This is a genomic window from Streptomyces argenteolus, from assembly GCF_042902585.1.
Lineage (GTDB): Bacteria > Actinomycetota > Actinomycetes > Streptomycetales > Streptomycetaceae > Streptomyces > Streptomyces argenteolus.
Window position 1 is genome coordinate 131,771 of sequence record NZ_JBIBEG010000013.1, and the last position, 15,895, is coordinate 147,665.

General features: G+C 71.8%; 18 protein-coding genes. 12 read left to right on the forward strand and 6 right to left on the reverse strand.

The features are described from left to right. Position 1: 1 nt before the first annotated feature. Both ACFY8O_RS32095 and ACFY8O_RS32100 read right to left on the reverse strand, forming a co-directional pair. Entirely contained in the window at positions 2–787 is a 786-nt protein-coding gene (locus tag ACFY8O_RS32095; RefSeq protein WP_387908627.1) for a CoA-transferase subunit beta, read from the reverse strand. A gap of 26 nt (positions 788–813) precedes the next feature. Then, on the reverse strand, positions 814–1,731 hold the full coding sequence (locus ACFY8O_RS32100) for a CoA transferase subunit A (RefSeq protein WP_387908705.1): 918 nt from the start codon (positions 1,729–1,731) through the stop codon (positions 814–816). A gap of 155 nt (positions 1,732–1,886) precedes the next feature. Between ACFY8O_RS32100 and ACFY8O_RS32105 the strand changes: the two genes are divergently transcribed. The 4 genes from ACFY8O_RS32105 to ACFY8O_RS32120 all read left to right on the forward strand — a co-directional run bounded on the left by ACFY8O_RS32105 (position 1,887) and on the right by ACFY8O_RS32120 (position 6,069). Beyond that, on the forward strand, positions 1,887–2,777 hold the full coding sequence (locus ACFY8O_RS32105; protein ID WP_145812609.1) for a LysR family transcriptional regulator: 891 nt from the start codon (positions 1,887–1,889) through the stop codon (positions 2,775–2,777). 116 nt (positions 2,778–2,893) lie between these two features. Next, positions 2,894–4,120, forward strand: coding sequence for an acetyl-CoA C-acetyltransferase (locus tag ACFY8O_RS32110; protein WP_387908630.1), 1,227 nt, complete (start codon positions 2,894–2,896; stop codon positions 4,118–4,120). Positions 4,121–4,233: 113 nt separating this feature from the next. Continuing rightward, positions 4,234–5,577, forward strand: coding sequence for an MFS transporter (locus ACFY8O_RS32115; RefSeq protein WP_387908632.1), 1,344 nt, complete (start codon positions 4,234–4,236; stop codon positions 5,575–5,577). Between the two features lie 33 nt (positions 5,578–5,610). Then, positions 5,611–6,069: a MaoC family dehydratase gene (locus tag ACFY8O_RS32120; protein WP_387908634.1), complete on the forward strand. Its 459-nt coding sequence runs from the start codon at positions 5,611–5,613 to the stop codon at positions 6,067–6,069. Between the two features lie 237 nt (positions 6,070–6,306). Here ACFY8O_RS32120 and ACFY8O_RS32125 read toward each other — a convergent pair whose 3' ends face one another. Beyond that, a complete protein-coding gene (locus tag ACFY8O_RS32125) occupies positions 6,307–7,071 on the reverse strand; it encodes a chaplin (RefSeq protein WP_387908636.1) in 765 nt (254 codons plus the stop codon). Between the two features lie 289 nt (positions 7,072–7,360). Between ACFY8O_RS32125 and ACFY8O_RS32130 the strand changes: the two genes are divergently transcribed. The 6 genes from ACFY8O_RS32130 (at position 7,361) to ACFY8O_RS32155 (ending at position 10,428) form a co-directional block, all read left to right on the forward strand. After that, positions 7,361–7,762 (forward strand): rodlin, encoded by a 402-nt coding sequence (locus ACFY8O_RS32130; RefSeq protein ID WP_387908638.1) that lies wholly within the window; start codon positions 7,361–7,363, stop codon positions 7,760–7,762. A 221-nt stretch (positions 7,763–7,983) separates the two neighbouring features. Continuing rightward, positions 7,984–8,217, forward strand: coding sequence for a chaplin (locus ACFY8O_RS32135; protein WP_145812622.1), 234 nt, complete (start codon positions 7,984–7,986; stop codon positions 8,215–8,217). Between the two features lie 192 nt (positions 8,218–8,409). Next, positions 8,410–8,712: a hypothetical protein gene (locus tag ACFY8O_RS32140; RefSeq protein WP_387908641.1), complete on the forward strand. Its 303-nt coding sequence runs from the start codon at positions 8,410–8,412 to the stop codon at positions 8,710–8,712. A gap of 180 nt (positions 8,713–8,892) precedes the next feature. Further along, positions 8,893–9,303: a rodlin gene (locus tag ACFY8O_RS32145; protein ID WP_145812626.1), complete on the forward strand. Its 411-nt coding sequence runs from the start codon at positions 8,893–8,895 to the stop codon at positions 9,301–9,303. A gap of 266 nt (positions 9,304–9,569) precedes the next feature. Further along, on the forward strand, positions 9,570–9,803 hold the full coding sequence (locus ACFY8O_RS32150) for a hypothetical protein (RefSeq protein ID WP_387908643.1): 234 nt from the start codon (positions 9,570–9,572) through the stop codon (positions 9,801–9,803). A gap of 217 nt (positions 9,804–10,020) precedes the next feature. Continuing rightward, complete coding sequence (locus ACFY8O_RS32155) at positions 10,021–10,428, forward strand: rodlin (RefSeq protein WP_145812630.1); 408 nt, start codon at positions 10,021–10,023, stop codon at positions 10,426–10,428. Between the two features lie 101 nt (positions 10,429–10,529). Here ACFY8O_RS32155 and ACFY8O_RS32160 read toward each other — a convergent pair whose 3' ends face one another. After that, entirely contained in the window at positions 10,530–11,027 is a 498-nt protein-coding gene (locus tag ACFY8O_RS32160; RefSeq protein ID WP_387908645.1) for a DUF5949 family protein, read from the reverse strand. 316 nt (positions 11,028–11,343) lie between these two features. On the opposite strand from ACFY8O_RS32160, the gene rsgA reads away from it, so the two are divergent. Continuing rightward, complete coding sequence (gene rsgA / locus ACFY8O_RS32165) at positions 11,344–12,495, forward strand: ribosome small subunit-dependent GTPase A (RefSeq protein ID WP_145812634.1); 1,152 nt, start codon at positions 11,344–11,346, stop codon at positions 12,493–12,495. A gap of 45 nt (positions 12,496–12,540) precedes the next feature. Here rsgA and ACFY8O_RS32170 read toward each other — a convergent pair whose 3' ends face one another. Then, positions 12,541–13,023 (reverse strand): DUF456 domain-containing protein, encoded by a 483-nt coding sequence (locus ACFY8O_RS32170; RefSeq protein ID WP_145812636.1) that lies wholly within the window; start codon positions 13,021–13,023, stop codon positions 12,541–12,543. Between the two features lie 79 nt (positions 13,024–13,102). Beyond that, positions 13,103–14,089: a helix-turn-helix domain-containing protein gene (locus tag ACFY8O_RS32175; RefSeq protein ID WP_145812638.1), complete on the reverse strand. Its 987-nt coding sequence runs from the start codon at positions 14,087–14,089 to the stop codon at positions 13,103–13,105. 307 nt (positions 14,090–14,396) lie between these two features. Here ACFY8O_RS32175 and ACFY8O_RS32180 point away from each other — a divergent pair, with 307 nt between their 5' ends. Further along, a complete protein-coding gene (locus ACFY8O_RS32180) occupies positions 14,397–15,836 on the forward strand; it encodes a protein phosphatase 2C domain-containing protein (protein ID WP_387908648.1) in 1,440 nt (479 codons plus the stop codon). The last annotated feature ends 59 nt before the right edge of the window (positions 15,837–15,895 follow it).

A 15,895-nucleotide genomic window follows, 5' to 3' on the forward strand; every position in this document is an offset into this window, starting at 1 on the left:
GTCAGCGGAGGTAGACGCGGCCGGGGTCGACGTCCTCACGCAGGAGACGCAACTCGGCCTCGGTGGGCGGGGGGACGGTCTCGACGGCGTCGGCGACCTGGAGGTCCCAGCCGGTCGCCTCCCGCACCTGCTCCACCGTCACACCCGGGTGCACGGCGACGAGCCGCAGCTCCTCGCCGATCCCCGCACGGGCCAGGATGCCCAGTTCGGTGATGACCCGGGTGACGCCCGCGCCCAGCGGCCGGATGCCCTCGGCGAGTGCGCGGTCCGGGCCCGGTGTGGTGCAGAAGTCCAGCTCGGCGGTGAAGGAGCGCGGGTCGTGACGGCGCATCACCACGAAGACCTCGCGGGAGTTGGCCATCACCTCGACGGCCCCGCCCGAACCGGGCAGCCGCACCGTGGGGCTCTCCCATGAGCCGATGACGGAGGTGTTGAGGCTGCCCCATCGGTCGATCTGCGCCGCGCCGAGGAAGCCCACGTCGATGTGGCCGCCCTGGAGCACGCAGCCGAACAGCGCCGGCATCGACAGCACGGCCTCCGCGCCCGAGATCAGCACGGCGTCGGCGATGGTCTCCGGGAGGTGCGAGGGGTGGGCCCCGCAGACCCCGGACTCGTAGACGACCTCGATCCGCGGCGCGACCGTCAGACGGGCCAGCTCGGTCGCGAGCGTGGGCAGGCCGATGCCGGCGAACACCGTGCGGCGGGACGCCAGTTCACGGGAGGCCGCGACGGAGAGCAGCTCGGACGAGGTGACGGCCCGCGCGGCACCCGGTGCGGTGGTGGTCATGTCCCGTTCCTTCTCCTGCGGCGCGCTCACAGCCGCCGCCCGTAGTTGACAGGTTCGCTCAGCGCTTCGCCCACCGCGAGCCCTGCCCAGACGTCCTCGCCCAGCTTGGCGACGTACTCGGCGTGGTCGGCGGTCCCGTACACCCACTCCGCCAGCCACTCCCGCAGTCGCCCGGGATCCTTGCTGATGTGCGACCAGGCCCGGTAGAAGGCGTTGTCGCGGTCGTAGTAGCCCTGGGCGAAGGAGGGGTGCGCGCCGCGCGGGCAGACCACGACGGCGTCCACCGCGTGCGAGGGGACGAGTGTGCGGTTGGGGTCCGAGCGGACCACCTCGTCCTCGACGACCTCCTCGACGACGACGATGGCCTTCTCCGCCGCGTAGACCGCCTCGGCCTGGATGCCGGTCAGACCCCAGATCTGGGTGTTGCCCCGGCGGTCGGCCCGCTGCGCGTGGATGATCGTGACCTGCGGGTTCACCGGCGGAACCACGTAGATCTGCTCCGGTTCGCCGTCGGGCCCCGGGTAGGGCGAGGTCACCTTGCGCAGATCGCTGTTGACGCCCGGGAGGTCGCTGCCGCCGTAGCTGCGCAGCGGGTAGAACGGCAGCCGCTGGGAGCCGGCCAGGTAGCGGCAGACCATCCCGTAGTGGCTGTACTCCTCGAAGGCCAGCGGCTCCGGGTCGGCGCGCTCGATCCTGCGCCGCAGCTCACCCAGCGAACCCGCGGAGGAGTTGCCCACGAAGGAGGAGACCAGCCGTGAGACGCACCCCGCGGCGATCATCTGGTCCACCACGATGTCCGCCGTCATGCGCACGACGGTGAGGTCCTTGCGGCCCTGCCGGATGATCTCGTGCCCGGCGGCGGTGGGGACGAGGTGGGTGAAGCCCTCGATGGCGACGGTCGCCCCGTCGTGCACGAAGGCCGCCACGGCCTCCCTCATCGACATGACTTTGCTCGGCCCGTCGGCCGTATCCGTCCGCTCCACGGTGCTCCTCGGCGAGTGCGTGCTGGTCGCCCCCACCGTGTCAGCGGCCATTGATTGCTGTCCAATACCAAATTAAGGTCGGATCAAGACTGTCAGTTAATGAATGGAAGCCTTCGATGGAACTGCGTCATCTGACGGCGTTCACCGCCGTCGCCGAGGAACTGCACTTCGGCCGCGCCGCCAAGCGTCTCCAGATGGCCCAGCCCCCGCTCAGTCAGCAGATCCGCCAGCTCGAGAAGGAGCTCGGCGTCCAGCTCTTCGAACGCAACACCCGCTCGGTGCGGCTCACCAGCGCGGGGGAGTCCTTCCTCGAACCCGTACGGGCCGTGCTCGACAGCCTCGACACGGCCGTACGGGCCGCCAAGGCCGCGGGGCGCGGGGAGTACGGCAGGGTCACCATCGGCTTCGCGGGCGCCTCCAGCCACGAGACGCTGCCCCTGCTGACCCGGGCCGTACGGGCGGCGCACCCCGCGCTGGAACTGGTCATGAAGGGCCAGACCTACGCCAACGTCGCCCTGTCCCGGGTCGCCGACGGCTCCCTCGACCTGGGCTTCGTCCGGCTGCCCGTCACCCAGCCCGGGGTGGCCTACCGGGTGATCGACGAGGAGGAGCTGCTGTGTGCCCTGCCCTCCGACCACCGGCTCGCCCGACTGGAGAGCATCCCGATCGGCGTCCTCGCCGACGAGCCCTTCGTCTCCTTCCCCGCGAACGCCGGGTCCACGGTGCGCGACGCGATGGTCCAGGCCTGCGAGGCCACCGGCTTCAACCCGCGCGTGGTGCAGGAGGCCCCCGACTCGTACACGATCCTGGCCCTCGTCGCCGCGGGAGTCGGAGTCACGCTCACCGTCTCCTCCGTCCGGCACATCCAGCAGAACGGGCTGGTCTACCGCTCCCTCGCCGGTCCGCCCATCCTGCGCCAGGCGGCCCTGGCCTGGCGCACGGACAACCCCTCGGCCGCGCTGCGGGCGGTGCTCGCGGTCGCCGAGGAGGCGCTGCCCACCCCGTAGCCGTCCGATTGAGACGGCTGGCGTCTTGATGGTGGGGGAACTCGATATTGGACCGACTCAGTGGTCCAGTGCGAAGGTCGCCCCACACACCCGAACCCGCCGAAAGGTGTTCCGCCGTGCCCGACCAGACCGATGTCGTCATCTGCGAGCCGCTGCGCACACCCATCGGGCGTTTCGGCGGCGCGTTCGCCCAGCAGACCCCGGCCGCGCTCGCCGCACGCGTCATCGCCGAGGTCGTCGCCCGCACGGGCATCGACCCCGACCGGGTGGACGAGGTGATCCTCGGGCACGCCTACCCCTCGTCCGAGGCGCCCGCCATCGGCCGGGTCGCCGCACTGGACGCCGGACTCCCCGACACGGTCACCGGCGTCCAGACCGACCGCCGGTGCGGCTCGGGCCTGCAGGCGGTCCTCGACGCGGCCATGCAGATCCGGGCCGGGTTCAGCGACGTCGTCGTCGCCGGCGGCGTCGACGTCATGAGCGCCGCCCCCTACTACACGCACGACGGACGCTGGGGCATCAAGGGCCCCGGCCTCCAGCTCCACGACTCGCTGGCCAGGGGCCGGGTCACCGCGGGCGGCGTCCACCACCCCGTCCCCGGTGGCATGATCGAGACCGCGGAGAACCTCCGCCGCGCCTACTCCGTCAGCCGCGCCGACCAGGACGCCCTCGCCCTGCGCTCCCAGGCCCGTGCCGCCCGCGCGGTGCGCGAGGGCCGCTACGACGCCGAGACCGTCCCCGTCACCGTGCGCACGCGCAAGGGTGACCTCGTCGTCACCGCCGACGAGCACCCGCGCCCGGACACCACCGCCGAGCAACTCGCCGCGCTGCGCCCCATCATGGCCAAGGCCGACCCCGAGGCCACCGTCACCGCCGGCAACGCGAGCGGCCAGAACGACGCGGCAGCCGCCTGCCTCGTGACCAGCGCGGTCACCGCCGAACGGCTCGGGCTCACCCCGCTCGTCCGTCTCGTCTCCTTCGCCCGCGCGGGTGTCCCCGCCGCGACGATGGGTCTCGGCCCCGTCCCGGCCACCCACGCGGCCCTCGGCCGCGCCGGGCTCAGCCTCGCCGACCTCGACCTGATCGAGATCAACGAGGCCTTCGCCGCCCAGGTCCTGGCCTGCACACGGGAACTGGGACTCGGCGAGAAGGACCACGAGCAGCGGATCAACGTCAACGGATCCGGTGTCTCGCTCGGCCACCCCGTGGGCGCCACCGGTGCCCGCATCCTCGCCACCCTCAGCCGTGAGATGCACCGCAGCGAGGTGCGCTACGGCCTGGAGACCATGTGCATCGGCGGCGGCCAGGGCCTCGCCGCCGTCTTCGAACGCATCCCCGCCTGACCGTCACCTCCCTCTCCGTCCCCCTTCCTCACCACGCGACCCAGTGCGTCTCGGGCGACGCCGGGTCAGCCGTGTCCCATCCGCTTGTTCAACGAAGTTCCACGGGAGCCACCATGAGTGCGACCACCGCAACCGCACGCGAGCGAACAAAAGCCGCCAACCGCGCAGGATTCGGGGCCTTCATCGGCTCCACCATCGAGTGGTTCGACTTCTACATCTACGGGACCGCGGCGGCGCTCGTCTTCGACAAGGTGTTCTTCCCCGAACTCGAAGGCCCGATAGGCACGCTGGTCGCGTTCGCCACCTTCTGGGTCGGCTTCCTCGCCCGCCCCCTCGGCGGCATCATCTTCGGCCACTACGGCGACCGGCTCGGCCGTAAGAAGACCCTCGTCATCACCCTGCTGATGATGGGCATCTCGACCACCGCGATCGGTCTGCTGCCCGGCTACGCCTCCATCGGCATCGCCGCCCCGATCCTGCTCGTCTGCATCCGCATGATCCAGGGCATCGGCCTCGGCGGTGAGTGGGGCGGTTCCGTCCTCATCGCCTCCGAGCACGCGCCCAAGGGCAAGTCGGTGCTCTACGGGGCGTTCGCCCAGCAGGGCTCGCCCGTCGGCAACACCCTGTCCACCGTGAGCTTCCTGGCCATCAGCCAGCTGCCCGACGACGCCTTCGTCTCCTGGGGCTGGCGCGTGCCCTTCCTCGCCTCCGCCGCGCTCGTCATGGTCGGTCTGCTGGTCCGGCTGAAGGTCGCCGAGTCCCCGGCCATGGCCAAGCTCATCGAGAAGAAGGAAGTCGTCAAGCTCCCGCTGACCGAGGTCCTGCGAAGCCACCCCATGCTGATCGTCCTCGGCATCGGCGCCTGCACCATCGGTCTGTCCGCCACGTACTTCAAGTCGACGTTCGCGCTCTCCTGGGCGACCACCTCCCTCGACTTCGACCGCAGCTCGTTCCTGACGATCATCCTCGTCGCCAACATCACCCAGATCATCGTCCAGCCCTTCGGCGCCCTCATCGCCACCCGGATGAAGAGCTGGTCCCGCGCGGTCATCGTGATGCTGGTGCCGGAACTGGTCCTGATGCCGGTGATGTTCGTCCTCATCAGCACCGAGAACTACGGCCTCGCGATGCTCGGCGTCGCCGTCGCCACCATCCCGCACTGCCTCTACTACGCGGCCCTCGCCGGCATGCTCGCCAGCCGCTTCCCGGCCCACCTGCGCTACACCGGGATCTCGCTCTGCTACCAGCTCTGCGGCACCCTGCTCGGCGGTACGACCCCGATCATCGGCCAGTTCCTGCTCAACAGGACCGGCTCCATCGCCGCGGTCATCGCGTACGCCGTCTTCCAGGTCGCGCTGACCCTGGGATGCATGCTCCTCCTGCTCAAGCGCCCCAACCACGACGAGCAGTCCGCCGAGCCGGTCGCCGCGCCCCGCACCGCGCCCGTCACCGCCTGACCGCCGCCCGTACACGCAGAACGGAGTACCGCCATGCCGCTGACCGCGCACGGCATTCCGGAGATCCTCGCCCTCGGGGGGCGCGACCTCGGGCGCTCGGAGTGGAAGGAGGTCACTCAGGAGCTCATCGACGCCTACGCGTACGTCTCGGGCGACCACCAGTGGATCCACACCGACGTCGAACGCGCCGCCGCCGGACCGTACGGGCGCACCATCGCCCACGGTTACATGGTGCTGAGCTGGGGCATCCCGATGTTCGCCGAACTGCTCCTGGTGAGCGGCGTGGGGCGGGCGCTCAACTACGGGGTCAACCGGGTCCGCCACCCGGCGCCCGTCCCCGTCGGCAGCCGTGTCCGCCTGCACGCCACGGTCACCGGCGTGCACGAGGTCGCCCGCGGCGGCGTGCAGATGACCCGGGCCTTCACCTTCGAACTCGAGGGGTCCGAGAAACCGGCCTGCGTCGCCGAGTCCCTGACGCACTTCTACCCGTAGGCCCGGAGCACCTCGCAGGACCACGACGGCGCCCGCCCGGAGATTCCGGGCGGGCGCCGTCGTGTGCCGTGGGGATCACCCGGCGCGGCCCTCCGCCGTCGTCGCCCCCGATCCGGGTTTCGCCCGGTCCAGGAACGCGGCGACCAGGCCGTTTTTGCCGCGCCGGCGCATGCTTCCCACGGAAAGGGCCGTCCGGCAGCACGCTCGCTGCCGGACGGCCCTTTCCGTGGGGGTGTCCTAGTTGCGCGACCCGCGGGTGCGGCGCATGAGCACCGCGCCGCCCAGGAGCAGTGCCGCGCTCGCACCGCCGGCCAGGCCGATGTCACCCGCACCGGTCTGGGCCAGCTGGGGGCCGGGCGCGTTCGGGCCGGGGGTGGTGGCCGGGGGCTCGTCCACCGGGGGCTTGGAGGTGGGCGGCTCGACCGGGGGCTTCGAGGTGGGGGGCTCGACCGTGGGCGGCTCCTCGACCGGCGGCTCGACCGGCGGGACCTCGTGGTCGTCACCGCTGTCGTTGACGCAGGTGTTGCCGCCCGCGGGGTTGAGCAGACCCACGACGTCCACCGTGTTGCCACAGGCGTTCACCGGGATGTCGACCGGCGCCTGCACGGCGTTGCCGGACCCGACGCCCGGGGAGCCCACGGCCGCGCCCTCGGCGTCGGCTCCGGACGAGCCGTGGCCGCCGCCGTACGCGTCGTCCCCGTACGAGCCCTCATCGTGCCCGCCGTTGCCGTGCCCGCCGTTGCTGTGGCCGCCGTGCGAGCTGACGTTGGCGCAGCTGTTGCCGAAGGCCGGGTTCAGCAGAGCGATCACATTGACCGTGTTGCCACAGAGGTTGACCGGGACGTGCACCGGGACCTGTACGGCGTTGCCCGAGGCGACGCCGGGGGAGTTGGCGGCGACGGCGCCGGCCGAGGAGTCGGCGTGCGCATAGCCTCCGGCGGCGGACAGGATGCCCGAGGCCGCAGCCATGACGATCATGCTTTTATTCAGAACCTGTCGCATTACATGCCCTTCTCCGGAAAATACGCGTGGGCGGTGACCCTGATGGAAGTCATTCCATCGACGCGGACGAATCCGTAACGAGCGGACGGGCACGAGGGATGCGGGGGAAACTTGAAGAGTGGTGGAAATTATGTAACCACCCGAAAGGGGCACGTACGCGTGTTCGTGCGAACGCGGCGAGTCGTTCCGGCATTCGGGTGAACAGGTGCCGTGGAGGGGAACCAAACGGCCGAGCGCCAGTTGATCAGGAAGCTCCGTCGCGGGGCAATCGGTACGAGAAGGGTTAATCGTGATCAAGAAGGTTCTGGCTACGGGTGCCGTCGCCGCCTCCATCCTCGGTCTCTCGGCGACGAGCGCCATGGCGATCGGTGACGACACGGGCACCACGTCGATCAACGGCAACGGCGCCGAGTCGGAGTTCGGCAACAGCGAGACCAGGGGCGACCAGAGCCCGCAGCTCAGCCTCGTCCAGGGCTCGCTCAACAAGCCCTGCGTCGCCCTGCCGGTCAAGGCCAACGTCGGCTCCCTCATCGGGCTCGTCCCGATCGCGGTCCAGGACGTCAACGTCCTCTCGAACCCGCAGAACCAGCAGTGCACCGACAACTCCACCCAGGCCAAGGGTGACGAGCCGCTGTCGCACATCCTGTCGGACATCCCGGTCCTCTCCGGCAACGGCGCCGGCAACAGCTGACCGGGCTGCAGGACCGGTCCGGGCCGCCGACACTCCTCCATCGTGCGGCCCGGGCCTGCATCATTCGGGCGGTTTTCGGGGAAACGCGACCCAGAGCGTTTCGTCGCAGCCTTCCAGTCGTTACGGATAACAACTCCGGAGTCGCGAGCGCATTTCAGAGAATCGCTCACACGGTACGAAAGTCGTGCCGACCCAGGACTCCGCTGCAGAAAGGGACCAAAGTGAAGTACACCAAGGCTGCCGCCGTCGCCGCAGGAACCCTCATGGCGCTGGGTGGCGCTGCTCCGGCCATGGCCGACTCCGGCGCCGAGGCCGTCGCCGCCCACTCCCCGGGCGTCCTGTCGGGCAACGTCGTCCAGGTTCCGATCCACATCCCGGTGAACGTCTGCGGTAACACCATCAACGTCATCGGTCTGCTCAACCCGGCGTTCGGCAACGTCTGCATCAACGACTGAGGTCATCCCGGCCGAGCCGACGGTTCGTCATGAAAAGGCCCTGGAGCGCACGTCCTGCTCCAGGGCCTTTTCGCGTGTCTTTCGCCCGGGGCGGGATCTGTGGAAATCCGGTGCCGCGCAGTTTCCCCCTGTGCCGCCCGGTCGTTGTCCCGTGCAAAGGCGGCGGACGCCGCCGACGAAGGGATTCGAGAAGTGAAGTACGCGAAGACGGTCGCCCTGGTCGCCGGTTCCGTGGCCGCTCTCGGGGCTGCCGCTCCGGCCTCGGCCGCCACCACTCCGACCGCCCCCAGGATCAGCCTCACCGGTGGCATGAACGAACTGACCTCCGCGGTCCCGCGGGTCCCCGACCAGGTGGTGAACCCCGTGGTGGACGCGGTCGGGGAGACGGCCGGCGCGGTGCGCGAGGACGGCACGGTGGCCAGGTCCGCGGACGCGGTGGCCGAGGTGGCCGACTCGGCCGCCCCGCTCCTGGGCGGCCTTCCGCTGGGCGGCTGATCCGGCCCGGGAGTTCCTTCCCCACGGGTGGCCATTTCACGGACGTATTCCGTGCGGCGGCACCGCCGAATCCGGGACGCGAAATCGTTCGAGTGAAGCGGCGCAACCGAAACCCTCCCGAGGGAGTTGTTCAGAATGCTCCGGACAGGCGGGCAACAGATTAACCAGAAGGGCACGTTCATGATGAAGAAGATTCTGGCGTCGGCGGCAGTCGCCGCCTCCGTCGCCGGTGTTTCCGCCGCCGCGGCCCCCTCGGCCATGGCGATCGGCAACGACCAGGGCACCACGACGGTCAACGGCAACGGTTCCGACCAGTACTACGGCAACAGCAGCACCCACGGCGACATGAGCCCGCAGATCGGCCTCATCCAGGGTTCGTTCAACAAGCCCTGCATCGCGCTCCCCGCCAAGGCCAACGTGGGCTCGCTCCTCGGTCTCATCCCGGTCTCGGTCCAGGACATCAACGTCCTGTCCTCGCCGCAGAACCAGCAGTGCACCGAGAACTCCACCCAGGCGAAGGGGGACGAGGCCCTGTCGCACATCCTGAACGACATCCCGATCCTCTCCGGCAACGGCGCGGGCAACAACTGACTCCGCGCGAACCGCACTCCCTGAGCCCTTCTCCGGCCAGGGTGCAGCGTTTCCCGCCTCGCCGTAGTCCGTGAGGGCCTGTGGGGCCAGTCCGTCAGCGAGGCCACCGACCGTCGGTCGGGGCCCGGACGCACTGGCCCCACACGTCTGTCCGCGCCCCGTGAGGTGCCGCCGGTCTGCACGTCGGGTAGCCCGATAGTGCGGAAATTGGGCTGGTTGCCGCAGTCGCCGCCGACGCGGCCGGTGCGGCCGGGTAGGGCCCCTTCATGGACCCGTACGACAGTTACCACCCGACCGGGCGTGAACGGCCGCCCGAGAGTTCCACGCCCATCTACGACCGGCTGCTCGCCGAATGGCGCGAGGCAGCCCGGCGCGACGCCGCGCGGCGGCCCGCGGGAGCGGCGCCCGGCCCTGCGAAGTCCGGCGCCGAGGCTCCGCGGAAGGCCGGAGTCTTCGTCCCCGCGGCACGCGCGGCGGCCGACGGGCACGGCAACGGCTGAGCGGGGGCCGTCCCGTCGGTACGACGGTGACCGGGCGCCGGCGGAGGGCCGTCCCGTCCGAGGGACGCCTGCCCGGCCGCGGCGGAGAGTCGTGGCCGCCGGCCGGACGTCGACCCCGCAACGGATCCAACCCGTTCGAGTGGTGTAGCGGAACCGAACCCTCCGTTTGGGGTTATCAGTACGTTCCACAACGGGACGCTCCGAAAGGTGAAGCGTGATGAAGAAGATGATGGCCGGCGCCGCCGTAGCCGTGTCCCTGATCGGCCTGTCCGCCGCCGCGGCCCCCTCGGCCATGGCGATCGGCGACGACCACGGCACGACCACGATCAACGGCAACGGTGCCGAGTCGGAGTTCGGCAACAGCGAGACCAGGGGCGACCAGAGCCCGCAGCTGAGCCTCGTGCAGGGCTCGCTCAACAAGCCCTGCATCGCCCTGCCGGTCAAGGCCAACGTGGGATCCCTGATCGGTGCCATTCCGATCGCGGTCCAGGACATCAACGTCCTGTCCAACCCGCAGAACCAGCAGTGCGCCGACAACTCCACCCAGGCCAAGGGTGACGAGCCGCTCTCGCACATCCTGAACGACATCCCGGTCCTTTCGGGCAACGGCGTCGGCAACAACTGACGCCGGGCGGCGCCGGGTCACCGGCGCCGCGGGAGGCACCGCGCACACGGCGATGCCCACCACTCCACGGGGGGTGGTGGGCATCGCCGTGTGCGCGGTGCTCAGCCCAGGCTGCGCACCGGCAGGAGGCAGTGCGCCGAGCTCGCGATGACGCGGGGGTCACCCACGAAGGCGCGCAGCTGGTCCTCCCCGACAGGCTGCCCCGGCAGGGCGCCGGGCCACGGGCGGGTGGCGAACATCGCGTGCACCGTCCCCTCCGCCCGCGCCGCCGCGAGCCACTCCGGGGGCACCCCGTACTGCGCCTTGAAGTGCGGCAGGGTGAGGACGGCCTGGCCCGCCTGGACGAGGAGCTTCACCGGGAGGTTCGGCATCCCCGTGGCGTCCAGCGTCTCGCCCCCCACCCGCAGCCCGCTGCGTTCCAGGGCCGTGCGCATGGCCCGCTCCCCGGCCTCCGGTCCGTCCGTGCCGTCGCCGAGGGAGTAGGCCAGGAGGAACGCCGTGTCGCGCTCCCCGGGGCTCGCGCCACTCCATCCGATCAGGATCTGGGTGCCCAACTGGGCCGGTGAATAAGGGAGTGTGGGGGTTTTGGGTGAGGTCATGTCCGGCACACTAACCGTCCCGGAGCGGACGTTGTGCACGCGTATCACCTGATCGTGGAGTAATTCCGCCAAGTCGTGCCGAACGGCCGGACGCGTGCTCCGGCCGTAAAACCTGTTGACGCCGCCGGGAGCACTCCGGCTACTGTGTGCGCAGTTCGAGGAGCCAGGAGGTGAGGACATTGATGACTGTCGTTGCGGTGGGCGCTGCCCACGACCCGAAGTACATCGATCCCACCCCCGTGGCCACCGGCGACCTCGACCTTCGATCCCGCGCCTGAACGCGCGTCGCCGGGGCCGCCCTTGTGAAGGGTTTCCCTTGTCTTTCTCCATTTCCCAGGCTTCCCCGTCGCACCCGCTCGCACCGTACGGCTGGGACGACGACTGGGCCGCCGCCTTCACCCCGTACGCCGAGCAGGGGCTCCTGCCGGGACGCGTGGTGCGGGTCGACCGCGGGCAGTGCGACGTGGTCACTCCGCGCGGCACACTCCGGGCGGACACGGCCTTCGTCGTGCCCCGCGATCCGATGCGGATCGTCTGCACCGGCGACTGGGTGGCCGTCGACCCCGACGGCGACCCGCAGTTCGTCCGCACACTCCTGCCCCGGCGCACCGCCTTCGTACGCTCGACGTCGTCGCAGCGCTCCGAGGGCCAGGTGCTCGCCACCAACGTCGACCACGTCGTCATCTGTGTGTCGCTCGCCGTCGAACTGGACCTCGGACGGCTGGAACGGTTCCTCGCGCTGGCCATGTCCAGCACCGCCGGGGCCGCCCTGCTCGGCGGCGGAGCGGGGGCCGAACGGTACGAGGCGCATCCCCTCGTCCTGCTCACCAAGGCCGACCTCGTCCCCGACCCCACCACGCTGTCCCATCTCGTGGAGGACATCGAGCGCATCGCCCCCGGGGTCCAGGTGCTGACCGTCAGCTCCGCCACCGGGGAGGGCGTCGACGTGTTCGGCGCGATCGTCGGCGGCGGTACGAGCGTGCTGCTCGGCACGTCCGGGGCGGGCAAGTCCACCCTGGCCAACACCCTGCTCGGCCAGGACGTGATGCACGTACAGGCGGCGCGTGAGGTGGACGGCAAGGGCCGGCACACCACCACCACGCGCAACCTCCTCGTGCTGCCGGGCGGCGGCGTGCTGATCGACACCCCCGGGCTGCGCGGGGTTGGGCTCTGGGACGCGGAGACCGGCGTCGGCCAGGTCTTCTCCGAGATCGAGGACCTGGCAGGCCATTGCCGCTTCCACGACTGCGGCCACGACTCCGAGCCCGGCTGTGCGGTGCTCGGCGCGATCGAGGACGGCTCGCTGTCCGAGCGGCGCCTGGACAGCTACCGCAAGCTGCTCAGGGAGAACCTCCGCATCGCGGCCAAGACCGACGCCCGGCTGCGCAGCGAGACCCTGCGGGAGTGGAAGCGCAGGGGCGCGGAGGGCAAGGCGGCCATGGAGCTGAAGCGCGGCCGCACCCGCTAGCGGAATTGACCGGGGTGCCGGGGCCCACGCCCTGGCACCCCGGCCTCACCCCCAGACGACCGCGCCCAGCCAGGCCCCCACCGCCAGCAGGCAGAGGAACAGCTCCAGGAGCACCGAGTACCCCGTCGCCCGCATCACGGACCTGAGGGAGGCCCGGCCCGCCGCCCCGCTGCCCAGGCGCAGGCGCTCGGCGCCGTATACGGCACCTACGTACCCCAGGATGCCGCCCACCACCGGGACCACGAAGAACCCTGCGATCGCCGCCAGCCCGCCCGCCATCAAGGTCGTGCGCGGCACCCCGGCCTCGCGGGGGCGGCGTGCGGGCATCAGCGCCTTCAGGGCCTGGTTCAGCAGCAGCAGGACCGTGGCACCGATCAGCACGCCCCAGGTGACCTGGGTCGGGTCCGTCAGGGCCCACCAGAGGACCGCGGCCCAGATGATCGCCTGCCCCGGCACGCCCGGCACCAGCACACCGACCAGGCCGAGCAGCATCAGCGCCCCGACGGCGACGAGCTGCCACACACTCATTCGACCAGCGTGCCGGAGTCCGCCGGGTCCCGCCCGTCAGCACGGGGCCGTCCAGGGCCCGAAGCCACGGCCGGGGCGCTCAGCGCGGGGCGCGGGCCACCCAGCCGCGTTCGTACGCGTGCCAGCCCAGCTGCAGCCGGGTGGTGACCCCGGTGAGCTCCATCAGCCCCTTCACCCGCCGCTGCACGGTCCGCAGGCCGAGGTCCAGCTGCTTGGCCACGCTCGCGTCCGTCAGACCGGCCAGCAGCAGCGAGAGGATCTCCAGATCGGTCGGATCGGCTCCCGGGCCGTTCTCCTCGCTGATGCCGCCGCCGCCCAGCCGCAACGGCATCGCGTCCCGCCACACCGCCTCGAAGAGACCCATGAGGGACTCCAGCAGCCCACTGGCGTGGATCACCAGGGCGGCGGGCTCCGCCCCCCGGCCCGTCAGCGGGACCATGGCCAGCGCGGCGTCGGCGACGACCAGCTTCGTCGGCACGCGGTCGACCACCCGGCACTGCTCGTCGCGGCCGAGCGCCGCCGACAGCTCCACGATCCCGGACGGCAGCGAGAGCACGTCCCGCTCGACGACCACGCGGTAGGAGACGCCCCGCATCGCCGCGCGCTCCTCGGACTCGTTCTCCATCCCGGTGACGGCGATGGGCTTCCCCGTGACCAGGGCGCAGACCTCCGAGGTGGCGCCCAGCTGCATCTGGTGGAAGCGGTGGGCCACCGCGCTCGCACCCGTCACGACCTCCACGAGGTCGTGCACCGCGGGCTCGGCCGCCTCGGCCCGGTACTCCTGAGCCAGCAGCGCCGAGGCCAGCTCGGCCTGCTCCAGTTCGTGGCGCTGCTGTGTCAGCAAGGCGCCCAGCGCGACCCCGGGCGGTGCCGCCACCCAGCGGTCCGCCCTCGACGACGACTGGGCCACGAGCCCTTGCTGCTCCAGCCGGCGCAGCGCGCGCTCGGTGTCGGCCTCCGGCCGGCCCAGCCTGCGCGCGAGATCGGAGAGTTCCGCGGCCCCGGCCGCGACCAGCGTTCTGTAGGCCGCTTCCTCTCTCTCGTCGAGACCTATCGCTGACAGCATGCTCGGCCCTCCCCGGCTCGGTGCTCGCGCGTTCCCGCGCCCGTCGGGCGGGGTGCGCCGTGGCGGGAACCGGCCACGGCGTAAACCCGCCCGGGCCATCATGCCCGTGGCACCCGTCCCTCTGACAATCTGGCGGCACCGCAGTACCGATCGCCCCACGGGCGCCGGGCTGGGCACACGGACCGGCCCGCCGGGCGACCTTCCCGTGGGGGGTGGGGACGCTCGGCGGGTCACCGCGCGGCCCCTTTCCGGGCCACTTTTCGGGATGACCCGGTTTGGCACGCCCCGAGCGGTCGACACTATGGACATGAGCCAGCAGGGGGAGACGCCCGCCGCCCACGAGGACGAGTGGTGGCGCCGGCTGTACGACGAGACCGCGCCCGACACTGGACCCAGCGGCGCGGCCGACAGTCTCGACGACCGCTTCGACTCCGCCTCGGACGCCCTCGGCGAGGCGGCGGAGCGGGGCGATCACCCGGTGACCGTGGTGCCGCTGCCCGACCCCCGGCTGCCGCAGGCGGACCGGCAGGCCGGAGGGACGCGGGCACCGGCGGGCGGGCGGAAGGGCCAGGAACCGCCGCCGGCGGCCCGTGCCGCACGCCACGGCACGGAACCGGCACCTGCCGAGCCGCCCCCGCTCCAGGAGCGCACCGTGTTCGGCCCCGCCCCCTGGGAGGCCCCCGCCGGGCCCAGGCCACCACGCACCTTCGCCGTACGAGCCCCCGCCGCGCCGCCGCCCGTGGAGCCCGAGCCCCCGGCGGCGGAGCCTCCCGTGCCTCCTGTGCCGCCGGCCGAACCCTCGCGTCCCGTCGTCGGCCACGTCGGGGACAGGCCGCCCACCTACGAGGCGGAGCCCGCGGCCCTGCCCGCATCCGGGCCCGAGGACCTCGACGTCCTCGTCCCCGACACCGTCCTCGACGGCGCCCGCCACGGGACGTACACCCTGCGGGCCGCGTCCGTGCGAGGGGACTCGGCACGCTTCCGGGGCGAGCCCCGGCGGGACGCGCTGCTCACCGCCCGCTTCGGCACCGGGGACGGCGCCCTGGTGCTGGTCGCCGTGGCCGCGGGAGCCCGGAGCGAGGGACAGGCCGGGCTCGCCGCCGCCGACGCCTGCCGCTGGATCGGCGGAGCGGTCGCCCGCAGCCACGCCCGGCTCTCCGAGGACATAAGGGCGGGGCGCAGGGGCGACCTCAAGTCGGGCCTGCACCGTCTCACCGACCGGACCTACGGCAAGCTGCGGGCCCGCGCCGCCGAACTGGGTCTCGAACCGTCCGGCTACAGCACGGGCCTGCGCTGCCTGCTGCTGTCCGCCGACCCGGACTGCCGCACCCGCGTCTTCTTCGGCGTCGGCCCCGGCGGCCTCTTCCGGCTGCGCGACGGGGCGTGGCAGGACCTCGACCCGGTGCTTCCCCCGAGCGTCGCGGCGAGCGAGGCCGGCCCCGCCGGCGACCGGCTGACGATGGATCTCCAGATCACCACGCCCCGGTCCCCGTACGCCGACGACCCCCCGCCGCCGCCCGCCGAGCCGTTCCGGTTCCGGGCCTCCGTCGCCCGGCCGGGGGACACCCTGCTGCTCTGCGGGAACGGCCTGGCCGAGCCCCTGCGCGGTGAGCCGGCCCTCGCCGGGGAACTGGCCCGGCGCTGGGCGCCCGGACCACCCGGGCTGCCCGCCTATCTCGCCGACACCCAGCTCCGGACCAAGGGGTACGCCGACGACCGTACGAGCGCGGCGGTCTGGGAGGCGTAACCGCTCATGCCGTGGGTTGATGGAGTGCAGATACAGCCGGAGGCAGAGAGGGTGCGCAC